Annotated in this window: 11 protein-coding genes, 1 pseudogene and 1 riboswitch; of the genes and pseudogenes, 2 read left to right on the top strand and 10 right to left on the bottom strand. The window is 36.6% G+C overall.

Annotated features, from left to right (window positions below):
* Positions 1-252 precede the first annotated feature (252 nt).
* Complete coding sequence (locus CD112_RS10495) at positions 253-540, top strand: hypothetical protein (protein WP_002481949.1); 288 nt, start codon at positions 253-255, stop codon at positions 538-540.
* 67 nt (positions 541-607) lie between these two features.
* Here the strand turns inward: CD112_RS10495 and thiC are convergent, their stop codons facing one another.
* The 8 genes and pseudogenes from thiC to opp3b form a co-directional block, all read right to left on the bottom strand.
* Entirely contained in the window at positions 608-2,353 is a 1,746-nt protein-coding gene (gene thiC / locus CD112_RS10490) for a phosphomethylpyrimidine synthase ThiC (protein WP_103364277.1), read from the bottom strand.
* Between the two features lie 169 nt (positions 2,354-2,522).
* A riboswitch (TPP riboswitch) is annotated at positions 2,523-2,621 on the bottom strand.
* Between the two features lie 89 nt (positions 2,622-2,710).
* Entirely contained in the window at positions 2,711-3,322 is a 612-nt protein-coding gene (locus CD112_RS10485) for a GNAT family N-acetyltransferase (protein WP_103364276.1), read from the bottom strand.
* 18 nt (positions 3,323-3,340) lie between these two features.
* Positions 3,341-4,327, bottom strand: coding sequence for an MsnO8 family LLM class oxidoreductase (locus CD112_RS10480; RefSeq protein WP_103364275.1), 987 nt, complete (start codon positions 4,325-4,327; stop codon positions 3,341-3,343).
* Positions 4,328-4,496: 169 nt separating this feature from the next.
* Positions 4,497-6,164, bottom strand: coding sequence for a peptide ABC transporter substrate-binding protein (locus tag CD112_RS10475; RefSeq protein ID WP_060803839.1), 1,668 nt, complete (start codon positions 6,162-6,164; stop codon positions 4,497-4,499).
* Between the two features lie 13 nt (positions 6,165-6,177).
* Entirely contained in the window at positions 6,178-7,221 is a 1,044-nt protein-coding gene (locus CD112_RS10470) for an ABC transporter ATP-binding protein (protein ID WP_002481943.1), read from the bottom strand.
* A complete protein-coding gene (locus CD112_RS10465) occupies positions 7,211-8,293 on the bottom strand; it encodes an ABC transporter ATP-binding protein (RefSeq protein WP_002481942.1) in 1,083 nt (360 codons plus the stop codon). Before CD112_RS10465 ends, CD112_RS10470 begins: the two co-directional genes overlap by 11 nt.
* Before the next feature lie 14 nt (positions 8,294-8,307).
* Positions 8,308-9,374: pseudogene (gene opp3C / locus CD112_RS10460) on the bottom strand (oligopeptide ABC transporter permease).
* Positions 9,374-10,300, bottom strand: coding sequence for an oligopeptide ABC transporter permease (gene opp3b, locus CD112_RS10455; protein ID WP_023015802.1), 927 nt, complete (start codon positions 10,298-10,300; stop codon positions 9,374-9,376). The pseudogene opp3C and the gene opp3b overlap by 1 nt, the downstream one beginning before the upstream one ends.
* Positions 10,301-10,585: 285 nt before the next feature.
* Between opp3b and CD112_RS10450 the strand changes: the two genes are divergently transcribed.
* Positions 10,586-10,960, top strand: coding sequence for a DUF3899 domain-containing protein (locus CD112_RS10450; RefSeq protein WP_002481938.1), 375 nt, complete (start codon positions 10,586-10,588; stop codon positions 10,958-10,960).
* 446 nt (positions 10,961-11,406) lie between these two features.
* Here CD112_RS10450 and fabF read toward each other — a convergent pair whose 3' ends face one another.
* Together fabF and CD112_RS10440 are read right to left on the bottom strand one after the other, a co-directional pair.
* A complete protein-coding gene (fabF, locus tag CD112_RS10445; RefSeq protein WP_103364273.1) occupies positions 11,407-12,645 on the bottom strand; it encodes a beta-ketoacyl-ACP synthase II in 1,239 nt (412 codons plus the stop codon).
* 11 nt (positions 12,646-12,656) lie between these two features.
* The gene (locus tag CD112_RS10440) at positions 12,657-13,598 is read right to left on the bottom strand and encodes a beta-ketoacyl-ACP synthase III (protein ID WP_023015800.1); all 942 of its coding nucleotides are present in this window, start codon (positions 13,596-13,598) and stop codon (positions 12,657-12,659) included.
* Between the last annotated feature and the right edge of the window lie 54 nt (positions 13,599-13,652).

The following is a 13,652-nucleotide window of genomic DNA, read 5'->3' as shown; positions in this document are numbered from 1 at the left end:
AATCTAAAATACCTGATACCTTGTTTGATCATTACAAGAAAGTCTCTCAAATTAGAAAACCTAATTACTTTTGGATTTTAATCAGTCTTAGTTTCTTTATTGCTACTATTTTTATTGCTTTATTTCATTCTCATTGATTTAGAAAAGCATTTCTTATTTTATCTTTCTTGCCTTGAACAATCTAAATAGTAATACCTCTATTAACTTAAATGTTATATAATAACGATATAAAATGAATGAGAGGTGTAGCACATGCTTTCTACAATAATAAGAACAGTAGCTTGTATCGCAGCAACGATTTATGTGGGGTATAGTCTTTTTGTACATTACGATATGGTTATTAACACAATTTTATTTATTGGTTCCTTTATCGTTTTTGCATTCTTTGTGGGTGTTTCATTGATTAAAAACGGTAACCTTCCGTTCTTTCATAATGCTCAACAACGTGCTGAATCTATCGGTACGAATTACTTTTGGATTTACGCGAGTTTGACTTTTTATATCGGTACAGTTTTTATTGCGGTTTTCCATGCGCTATAAGTAAAAAAAACAGCACCAGTACATTAATTTTCTTGTACTGGTGCTATCTTTATTAGTTTGCTTCTAATTATTGATAAATCTTACTGCCTTGTTCTACGAAATCTTTCGCTTTTTCTTTCATCGCATCTTGTCTTTCTTGCTCATCAAAATGATGTTGACGTAAATCATGAGAAATACGCATTGAACAGAATTTAGGTCCGCACATACTACAGAAGTGTGCAACTTTTGCTGACTCTTTTGGTAAGGTTTCATCATGATATTCACGCGCACGCTCTGGATCTAAAGATAAATTGAATTGGTCAATCCAACGGAATTCAAAACGTGCTTTACTAATTGCATCATCACGTTCTGATGCACCTTTCAAGCCTTTCGCTAAATCTGCCGCATGTGCTGCAATTTTATAAGTAATTACACCTTCACGTACATCGTCTTTATTTGGTAAACCTAAGTGTTCTTTAGGTGTAACATAACAAAGCATTGCGGTACCATGACTTGCGATTTGTGCTGCTCCGATGGCAGATGTGATATGGTCATAAGCTGGTGCGATGTCTGTTGTAAGTGGTCCTAATGTATAGAACGGTGCTTCTTTACAGTAAAAATCTGCTAAATCTTGGTTTTCTTTGATTTTATGCATTGGAATATGTCCTGGACCTTCAATCATAACTTGAACATCATGTTTCCAAGCGATATCTGTTAATTCACCTAATGTTTTTAATTCTGAAATTTGGCTTTCATCGTTCGCATCATAAATTGAACCTGGTCTTAATCCATCTCCTAAAGAAACCGCAATATCATAACGATTTAAGATTTCACAAATATCATCAAAGTGTTCATATAAGAAGCTTTCTTCGTGATGCGCTAAACACCATTGCGCCATAATAGAACCTCCACGGGAAACAATGCCTGTTAAACGATCAACAGTTAATGGAACATAACGTAGTAATACACCTGCATGGATAGTAAAGTAGTCTACACCTTGTTCTGCTTGTTCAATTAATGTGTCACGATAGATTTCCCATGTTAAATCTTCCGCAATACCATTCACTTTTTCCAATGCTTGATAAATTGGAACTGTACCTACAGGAACAGGTGAATTTCTTAATAAATATTCACGTGTCGCATGAATGTTTTTACCTGTAGATAAATCCATAATTGTATCTGCACCCCAGTGTGTAGCCCATACTAATTTTTCAATTTCCGCTTCAATCGATGAAGACACTGCAGAATTACCGATATTCGCATTAATTTTTACTTGGAAGTTTTTACCAATAATCATCGGTTCAGATTCAGGATGGTTCACGTTATTAGGAATAATTGCGCGACCTCTCGCAATTTCATCTCTGACAAATTCTGGTTCGACACCTTCACGTGCAGCCACAAATTTCATTTCTTTTGTGATGATACCTTGTTTTGCATAATACATTTGTGTCACACGTTTACCTTCTTGCGCACGTTTAGGCTGATATTTAAATGGCGTTTCAACGAATTTATGATGACCTTCTTTTTTAAAGCCATTATCAATCGATTGCACCTTACGTCCTTCATATGCTTCTACATCTTCACGCGCTTCAATCCAGTTAGAACGTAATTTCGGAATACCTTTTTGGACGTCTACTTCATAACCTTCTTCGTGATATACACCCGCTGTATCATACACTGTAAGAGGTTCGTTCTTTTGTGTGCTATAATCTGTCACCGTATCACTGAGTTCAATTTCACGAAACGGCACACGAATATCTTCATCTGCCCCTTGTTTAAAGACACGTCTGCTTGCTGGAAAACCTTTTTTCAATTCAATTTCTTCTTGTTTCATAAAATAATTCCTCCCTGCATCATTGCTAGGAGGCCTATAAAACATCAAGACAAGACAAATAAGAAAACGCATTCATAATTTTATGAATGCGTAAGGATTTTATACATATACAACTAAAAATAAACATATCTCTATGTCCATCTATCGTCATATTGAATTTCTGTTTCTTAATCATCTATGTACGCTTCCCTACGCTAGTACTAACTAGATCAGGTTCAAAGGGTTGATGGTATATCTTTCAGCCATTTCGGCACCCCTAGCAATGAGATATTTAATTTACATTTTTATACTAACATTCAACAATCTATTATACAAGTCAATGTGCGGTATCACATTTTAAAAGTCATAGTTATGTTATTAAGTTAAGTGTTTTCTCATTCTATTTAATGTAATCATTGAGGCCTTTGCTTCACCCACTTTTTCATAACCTAACTTTTGATATAAGGCATTTGCTTTGTAATTGATTTGATTTACAGTTAGCGAAATCTTATTAAATCCTGCTGCTTTAGCTTTATGTTCCGCTTCTTCAAACAAAGCTTGTCCGACACCTCTACGTTGAAACTCGGATGAAACAGATAACATACTGACATGATACTCATCATCTTCACCTTCTTGCATACGAATTAATGACAAGATAGATTGATAATAATTCAAAATATGCGGAAACACAAAAATGTGTTTTAACAAAGCAATTTGAATGACTGTCGAAACTAAACTTCGTTCTAAGTCACGATATGGCATACATGTCATCAACCCTGCTACTTTATCATTAATCGTTGCTTGAAGTGTATGTTCATAGCTGAAGCGATTCTTTTTCTTGCGATACATTTTCTGCATATAGTGTTCAATTAATCGGTCATTCTGACTCCCTAACATCGCATGACACATATCACCAATCGCGACATAGCTTAAATGTCCAGCTTGATCAAAATCACGTGATGCTGAAGTTATTTTTATAGTATCATTCACGCTTAGCGCTCCTTTTTTCTAGTTTGTTGGTGCAAGTTGTCTTACTGTATTCATACGCAATTTATGATTTGGAATCGTCATGTGCAACATCCACTCATCAATCATATGCTTCCTATTAATTTCATCTAACTTGCTTTGGACTTCTTCCTTATTTCCACTAATAATATGCATACGTTTTTCTGTCACTTCAAATGTTTCATCAGTTTGTGATAAATAATCATCAACTTGTGCTTTAGTATTTAAAACCGTGCGTCTGCCATCTTTAGAAATCAATTCAAAATGACGTTGTGAAAATCGAAATGGTAATTGATTATCACCAACTGCTGTAACCATAGCGGGTATACTTACAATAAAGCGTCCTTCTGGGAAGCGTGATTTATAAGCCTCTAAAGCCTCCTCTAGCGCTTCTTGTTCAGCGTTAATAAAGAATGCATAGATGACACCAACTTTAGCTTCTGCAGCTTGTATTACTGAGTTTAAACTCGTGCCCAGTAAATATACAGGTACACTTGAGGTCTCACTTTGACGTTTGGCCGTTTTTAATCCTGCGTATTTAGATGAATTATCAAAATTTTGAGTGTTCAAGCGATTCAATATCTCAAATTTCTCATCAAATGAAAAGTAGTGCTCTTTCAACTCTTCTTTTAAGATTTCAGTTACCTTAGGATATCCTCCTGGTGCTTTTCCTACCGCCAAATCTACACGATGGTTAGATAATTCATCCATTAAATGAAACTGTTCGATTATTTTAAGCGGATGATAATGCTGCAACATAACACCACCAGAACCTATGCGTAGATTTTTAGTTTGATTCAATAAATGCATCGTTAAGATTTCTGGAGATGTTCCAATCACATCTTTCAAATTATGATGTTCTGCGACTAAATAACGTGTATATCCTAATTGATCTGCAAGTTGCGCAAGTTCTATCGTTTGTTTTAAAGCTTCTTGTGACGTTTGATTTTTAGTAATGGGCGTTTGGTCTAATATACTGACCGGCAACATATAACCCTCTCCTGTTCTTGTCTCTCTTACTTGTCATGCTAGGGTTAAGCGTACATAAAGTCAAAGACTACGATTTTCTTAAATTATGCATAAAGAAAAACACGGCCAAAACTGACCGTGTTTCAATATTTAAATCCCCTTATTGTGTGAAAAATTATCCCTTTGTTTATTACTCTTTATCTTTCTTTTTCTTACCTGTTTTTCTATCGATATCTTTATCGATGTAGGCTGTTTTCAATGAATCTCTACCACCAACTTGGTGATAAACTACACCTTTAATTTGTGGATTTTTCAAGTAAGCTCTACCTTGTTGATAAAGTGGTGCAACTGGTGCTTCTTTCAACATTAATTCTTCTGCTTCTTTCAATTTATTAATTCTCTCTTTTGGATTCTTTAATAAAGGTCCATTAGCTTCTTTTAACATATCATCATACTGTTTACTGCCCCAATCTGTATTGTTTTGAGCATTTCCAGTAGTCATAATGTCTAAGAAAGTCATCGGGTCTGGATAGTCTGGTCCCCATCCAGATAGAGACATAGAATAATTCATTGATAATTCAGCTGTGACACGCTGTTTGAATGGTAATTGTTTAATATTGACAGTTACACCTGGTAAGTTTTTCTCCATTTCAGACTTGATAAATTGTGCTGAAATTTTTGCTGATGCTGTATCTTGAGTATTTAAAGTGAATGTGAATTCATCTTTACCAAGAGCCTTCTTCGCTTTTTCAAGATGTGCTTTAGCTTCTTTCGGATTATATTTCAATGGAGATTTTACCAATGAAGCATAATCTTTACCATCTTCAAGAATAGCTGTTTTCTTAGCTGTAAAGCCATCAAATGGTGCAGATCCATTATTTAAGACTGTATCAACGTAATCTTTTTTGTTGATAGATTGTGCTACTGCATAACGCATATCTTTGTTTTTAAATTCTTTTTGTTCTTTTTCATTGAGTTTCAAGAAGAACGTAGAAGCAAATAGTCTTTTGAAAAGTGCAGGATTCTTTTCGTATTTATCTACCTGTTCAGAAGTTATTTCCGTAACATCTGCTGAACCTGTATCATATAAAGATGCACCTGCTTGTTGGTCTTTCAATATTTTATAGCTAACTTTATCCAATTTAACTGCTTTTTTGTCCCAGTAATCTTCATTTTTTTCTAAAAGAATTTTATCTTCTACTTTCCACTCTTTCACTTTGAATGGACCGTTATAGACAACTTTGTCAGCAGTTGTCCCATATCTCTTGCCATACTTTTTCGCAACTTTTTCATTTTGTGGCATGTATGTACCAAACGCTAGCATTTGATCAAAATATGGTAACGGTTTAGTTAGTTCAATTTGAAGTTTATATTTATTTAAAGCTTTAACGCCTAATTTATCGGGAGACATTTTACCTTCATTTATCTTCTGAGCATTCTTTAAATCATACATAATATATGCATATTCAGATGCTGTTTCAGGTTTCAATGCTTTTCTCCAAGCAAAGACGAAGTCATGTGCAGTAACTGGATCGCCATTTGACCACTTCGCATCTTTTCTAAGTTCAATCGTTAAAGTTTTACCGCCATTACTTTTTTTCGGCTTTTCTTTAGCAACACCTGGCTGGATTTTATCTTCTCCATCCAATGTATATAAACCTTCAAATACTTGGTTATATGTGTTGAATGAAACTTCATCAGAAGCTAATACACTATCTAATGTACTCATATCTTGAGAAATAACTTCTCGATACACTTGCCCTTTATCATCATAAATACCGCCGCCTTGACTGCACCCACTGAGTATGAGGGCTGCTGCAGCAAGCATCATGGCTAATGAAATTAATTTTTTCTTCATCGCTTTATCCCCCTTACACTGTTTGTTGTAATCTTTGTTTTAATTCTTGCGCTTCCTCATCTGTCACAAAGACATAATGTCCTGGATTGATTTCTTGTAATGAACGTTCATCATTCTTTTCAGCATCTTCTTTATAGACAATACGTGTTCTTGTACGTTCACTTTCAGGATCTGGTTGAGGTACTGCTGATAGCAAAGATTGTGTGTAAGGATGTAAAGGATGATTATAGATTTCATCCGCAGTCCCTAATTCTACAATTTTACCGAAATGCATAACCGCAATTCTATCTGAAATATACTTCACCATAGATAGGTCATGGGCAATGAATAAGAAAGTAATACCTTTCTCACGTTGAAGTTTCAACAATAAGTTGACCACTTGTGCTTGAATTGAAACGTCTAGCGCTGAAATCGGTTCATCTGCGATGATGAATTCTGGTTCAACTGCCAAAGCACGTGCAATACCGATACGTTGTCTTTGTCCACCAGAGAACTCATGCGGATAACGGTTCGCGTGTTCTTTATTTAAACCTACTGTTTCTAATAAGTCATATACGCGTTTTTTACGATCTTTCGTATTCTTTGCTAATTTATGAATATCAATACCTTCTGCAACGATATCCATCACTTTTAATCTCGGGTTCAATGAAGCGTATGGATCTTGGAAAATCATTTGGATTTTCTTATTGAATTTCAACATATCTTTACGCTTTTTAATATCTTGTATGTTAACCCCTTCGTAATAAACTTCTCCAGCTGTCGCATCATTCAACTTAATTAAGGCTTTACCAGTGGTTGACTTCCCGCAACCAGATTCTCCTACTAAGCCGAATGTTTCCCCTTTGAATATCTTGAATGAGATACCTTCAACAGCACGAACTTCATTACGCTTTCCGACATTAAAGTATTGTTTTAAGTTATTAACTTCAAGCAACACTTCTTGTGACGGTTCTTGTTGACGTTGTTCAGCTGTTTCCCTTTGTTCTTGTTCAATATTTTTTTGTTGCTCTAGCGCTGTATTTGATTCGTTAAATTTTTGTTCACGATTATCCTTCATTGAACGCCACCCCCTCTTGTCGTTGTGGTTTATCAAACTTATTCGCCATTTTTCTTTGACGTTGTTTCACAAGCTCTGGCGGTTCAACTTTCGGCGCTCTTTCATCTAACAACCATGATTTCACAAAGTGTGTCGGTGATACTTTGAACCATGGCGGCTCTTCTTCAAAGTCGATATCTAATGCATATTGACTTCGTGGTGCGAATGCATCTCCTTTTGGTGGGTGCAACAAGTCTGGCGGTGTTCCTGGGATTGCTGTTAATTCAATATCATTACCTGTTTCTAAGTCAGGCATTGAAGATAACAGTCCCCAAGTATATGGATGTTGAGGGTCATAGAATATTTCATCAATTTCTCCTCTTTCAATCATTTGTCCACCGTACATAACTGCAACACGGTCTGCGATATTTGCGACGACACCTAAGTCATGCGTAATGAAAATAATTGATGTATCAATTTTTTGTTGCAGACGTTTCATCAAGTCTAAAATTTGTGCTTGCATTGTCACGTCTAATGCTGTTGTCGGTTCATCTGCGATTAATACTTTTGGTTCACATGCGAGTGCTGTCGCAATGACAATACGTTGTCTTTGCCCACCTGAGAATTGGTGAGGATAAGCTTTAAAGCGTTGTTTCGCGTTTGGTAAACCTACCATTTCTAAAATCTCTAGCGCACGTTTTTTTGCTTGTGATTTACTATAGTTACGATGTTTAATCAGAGGTTCCATCACTTGTTTACCTATTTGCATCGTTGGATTTAACGACGTCATCGGATCTTGGAAAATCATAGAGATGTCTTTACCTCTTAATTTGATTAATTCTTTTTCAGGTTTTTGTGCTAAGTCTTCACCTAAGAATAAAATTTCGCCTTTTTTAATTCGGCCAGCATCTCCTTGGAAGAGTTTTGTCAGTGCTTTCGTTGTCACTGATTTACCAGAACCTGATTCACCTACAATCGCAAGGGTTTCTCCCTTTCTCAAATAAAAGTCTACACCACGTACAGCTTGCACTTCTCCAGCATCAATATCAAAGGAGACATGCAAGTCGTTTACTTCTAATATTTTATCTGACATCCTTTTTGCCTCCCTTATTTACGCATTTTCGGATCGAATGCATCACGTAATCCATCACTGAATAAGTAGAAGAATAAAATCAATAAACTTAAAATCAATGCTGGAATAAATAATTCATGTGGATGAATCAATAACATCGCGCGTCCGTCATTTACTAATGAACCAAGTGATGTTTTAGGTGCTGGTACACCGATTCCGATGAAGCTTAAGAATGCTTCGAAGAAAATTGCACTTGGTACTGTGAACATTGAAGTTACAACAATTGCTCCTAATGTATTTGGTAAAATATGACGGAAAATCAATTTCCCTTTAGAAGCCCCTAATGTACGTGATGCTAATACGAATTCTTGTCCTTTTAATTTTAAGAACTCACCACGAACAACACGGCTCATGCCAATCCATCCTGTAATGGCCATTGCTAAAATAATTGTCCAAATTGAAGGTTCGAAAATCAATACGAATAAAATTACGACAATCAAGTTCGGAATAGAAGCGATGATTTCTATAATCCGCTGCATGACGTCATCTGTTCGTCCTCCAAAGAATCCGGATATTGCCCCGTAAACTACACCGATAAAGATATCTAATGCGGCGGCAACAACACCGATGAATAATGATACTTGTGCACCTTGCCAAGTACGTGACCATAAGTCACGACCTAATTGGTCTGTCCCAAACCAGAAGTTCTCTTTCACACCAGCTTCTTTATATGCGTCTTTGCCATCTGCACCTACACCGTCAAACGGTAAGAAAGGTATTTTGTCTAAGACAGGTATTTTTGCTGGTAAGTTTCTGCGGTCTACATCTTGTTCAGCATAATCATGGCTGCTGATTAAAGGACCGACAAGTGCCATGATGATGATTAAAATTAATCCAATCATCCCGACTACTGCAAGTTTATTTCGTCTTAATTGGCTCCAAGCATCTTGCCAGAAGTTTTTACTTTCACGTTGAATTTCTGGTTCTTTATCAATATCTTGTTCTACTAAGATAAAGTCAGGCGCATTCTCGCCATCTGTCGTATGTGATAACGTTGCATTGGAGTAATCTCCATGCAAGTGTTGTTTTTGTCTTCTGCCATTATTTCTTACCTCCTTGTATCCTAATACGCGGATCGATAATTCCATATAAAATATCCACTATGAAAATCGATACGATGAATAACGTACTGAATAAAAGAGTGGTTGCCATAATGACAGAGAAGTCATTCGTTTGAATCGATCTTACGAACTGATCCCCTAGTCCTGGAACCCCGAAGATATTCTCGATTGTAAGTGTCCCTGTTAAAATTCCAGCTAACATCGGCACGATGATTGTGATAACTGGAATCAATGCATTTCGTAATGCATGGCCGAATAGCACACGCATCATTGAATTCCCTTTGGCTCTCGCAAGTAAAATATAATCAGAACTCAGCACTTCGATCATTTCCGCTCGTATGTATCGTGCGACTGTCGCAAGTACGCCTGCTGAAAGTGCGAGTGATGGCAGAATAGCTGTTGAAATACCTTCCCAACCTGCAACTGGGAACCATCTTAATCTTACTGAGAACACATATTGTAATAATACTGCTAATACGAATGATGGTACTGAAACAGCGATAACTGAAATAACTGTCGCTGAGTAATCCACCCATGTATTTTGTTTTGTTGCTGCTGCAACACCCAAAATCAATCCTAAAACAATCCCGATGACCATCGCCGCAAGTCCCATTTCAATTGACGGAATCAAACGAGGTTGAATTAAATCCCACACTGGTTGGTTATGATATTGGAATGAAACCCCAAAATCTCCTGTGACTACGTTCTTTAAGTAGTGCAAATATTGTACAATGACTGGATCATTCAAACCGTAGGTCTCGTTCAAAATCTCCTTTTGATCTGCGCTTAACTTTGCATCATTAAACGGTGAACCTGGCATCAATTTCATTAAGAAGAAAGTGATAGTCATAATGATAAACAAAGAAATAAGCATGTACCCAAAACGCTTGAGTATATATCTAAGCATTGACAATCCCCCTTATAGATTCAAATTAAACATTCCCTTCTAATTATCAGAAATATTTTAATATTAGTATATCGGTACTTTACATTTAAAATCAACACAATTTTTTGAATAATTTAAATGTTATAACAAAAAGTTCCGTCACACATGTGTAACAAATATAGCAATATCAATAGATTACGTGCTTTTTGTTTCTTGTATTTCTATTAAAAAAACTTTATAGTTATTACTAAATAAATGCTGATGAATTACTTTTAAATTTTTAATGAATCGAGAGGTAATCGTGATATGAATAAACATTTCCGATGGATTTTCTGGGCAATATTCTCACCTGTTTTAAGTTTGATTATTTGGCTGTTTCGCGAACATACGTGGACCCAATTTATCGACATTTTATTCATTGTCAGTATGTTGCTTTTTATTGTCGGCTTCGTTTTCATCTTAGTTCAAGATGGTATCTTTGATGCGACAAGCTATGGTTTCAGGCGTTTGCGCTACCAAATGTCTAGTGCCAAACATCGTAAAGCACATGTTGATGATGAATTTATTAATCCTAAACAAGTTAAAAGAGAGGTCTATATTGTAGAACGTTGGACGATCTATTTAACTTTAGTCAATGTGGTTTATGTCATTTTATGTTTGCTAGCGACTTTCACTTTTTAACCACAAAAAAACGGCAGAGTGATTTCACTTTGCCGTTTTTTTCTACCTATTTAATTGCTAGTTTTATTTACCACTTAATTTCAATTGTCTATTCAGGATATACAAAGGAAACTTTTCACATATTATACATCATTGACAAAATCTAAATTTTTAGTACTAAACAAGAAAATTTAACATAAGTTATTTATCTATTTTTTGTATTTCTTATTAATTTAATACGTTCATTGTAGGGTTTTCAGTGAAATATAGTAATAATCGCATGTCTTTTTGTATATTAAACCTGAAAAATCCATTCGTTTTGTTACACTATCGCATCTGTATATTCAATATGAATGCTCCTGCATAAAATACAATTGTATTTTCAGGAAAGACAAAAGCCAGATATTTGCACTCTGATTTAGAGTCCAAACATCTGGCTTATTTTTAGGTCTATTTAAAATTAGTCTTCAAATTTTTTTCAATACTAATACTGCGTTGTGACCACCGAAACCTAAACTGTTACTCATCGCATATGTGATGTCTAAGTCTTGTGCTTCATTTGGCACGAAGTCTAAATCACATTCAGGATCTGGTGTTACTGCATGGATTGTTGGCGCAACTTTACTATCACGAATAGAAAGCGCTGAGAAGATAGCTTCTAAACCACCTGTAGCACCTAATAAGTGGCCAGTCATTGATTTAGTTGAGCTGACTTTCAAGTTTTTCGCAGCATCTCCGAATGTATTTTTAATCGCAAGAACTTCAGTCAAGTCACCTACTGGTGTACTTGTACCATGTGCGTTTAAGTATTGTACATCTTTCGGTTCGATACCTGCATCATCCATCGCAGCTTTCATTGCGCGAGAACCGCCTTCACCCTCAGGCGCTGGTGCAGTGATATGATACGCATCACCTGTTGAGCCATAACCAACGATTTCAGCGTAAATTTTCGCACCACGTGCTTGTGCTGATTCTAACGACTCAAGCACTACGATACCTGCACCTTCACCCATTACGAAGCCATCACGGCCTTCTTGGAATGGACGACATGCTGTTTCTTTGTCATTGTTTGTAGATAACGCACGGCTTGCGCTGAATCCAGCAATTGCCATATGTGTAATCGGCGCTTCACTACCGCCAGTTACCATCGCATCTGCATCACCGCGTTGGATAATTTTAAATGCTTCACCAATTGAGTTAGTACCTGTTGCACAAGCTGTCACTGTTGAACCGTTTGGTCCTTTAGCACCTAAATCAATTGATACTTGGCCTGTTGCCATATCAGGAATCAACATTGGTACGAAGAACGGACTGACACGGCGTGGTCCACGATTTAACAATTGGCTATGTGCCACTTCGAAAGTTTCCATGCCTCCGATACCTGAACCAATCCATACACCGATTCTGTCAGCTGTTTTATCATTAATATCCAACTTCGCATCTTGTACCGCTTCACGTGCCGCTACTACCGCATACTGTGTGAAACGATCCATACGACGTGCTTCTTTTCTATCGATATAATCTTCAACATTGAAGTCTTTTAATTCTCCGCCTAAATGAACATTGTAATCAGATGTGTCAATACGAGTAATCTCATCAATTCCATTAACACCTTTTAAAGCGTTTTCCCATGACGTTTCTGCATCATTTCCTAATGGAGATAATGCGCCAATTCCTGTAATTACAACGCGTTGCTCTTTGCTCATACCTTATCCTCCTATTTTCCCCATCTTAATGTAATTGCGCCCCAAGTCAGGCCGCCGCCGAAACCGACTAGCACTAAGACATCGCCGTCTTTAATTCTGCCGTTTTCGAGTTCTTGTCCAATACTTAACGGAATAGAAGCCGCTGAAGTATTGCCGAATCTATCTACTGATACACTCATTTTTTCTTTTGGAATACCTAAGCGTTCACGAGCAGATTCCATGATTCTGATGTTCGCTTGATGCGGTACGAACATATCGACATCATCAGCAGTTAATCCGGCTTTATCCACTACATTACGAGAAGCTTCTCCCATAATACGAACCGCAAATTTAAACACTTCACGACCATTCATAAAGATTTTGCCGTTATCGTGGTTCAAGTATAAATACTTGCCGCCACTGCCGTCAGAACCCATTTCATAGCTTAAGATACCATGTCCTTCAGATACTTCACCGATTACTGCTGCACCTGCACCATCACCGAATAAAATAGCAGTCGAACGATCTGTTAAATCAGTAATTTTAGAAAGTTTATCCACACCGACTACTAAAATATTATGATAGTCACCTGACTGTATGTACTGTTTGGCAGTAATCAAGGAATACATAAATCCTGAACATGCTGCTAATTGATCCATCGTCGCAACTTTTCCTAAACCTAAACGGTCTTGCAACATATTTGCTACAGTTGGAAACGGGAAGTCTCCTGTTGATGTTGCGACAATTACCATATCTATATCTTCAGGTTTAATTCCTGCATCTTCAATTGCTTTCACACTTGCTTCATAAGCAAGATCTGATGTTTCTTCGTCTTCGCCTGCCCATCTACGTTCTTTGATTCCAGTCATTTTAGAAATCCATTCATCAGATGTTTCTAAAAACGATTCAAAATAGGCATTGTCTACTACTTTTTCTGGAACGTAAGTTCCAAAACCTTTAATACCCACATTCATGGTTCTACACCTTCTTAAAAATAATTTTAATACCAGGTATTAATTTATCATATT

It is taken from the genome of Staphylococcus simulans, from assembly GCF_002902285.1.
Lineage (GTDB): Bacteria > Bacillota > Bacilli > Staphylococcales > Staphylococcaceae > Staphylococcus > Staphylococcus simulans.
This window is presented reverse-complemented; position numbering and strand designations above follow the sequence as displayed.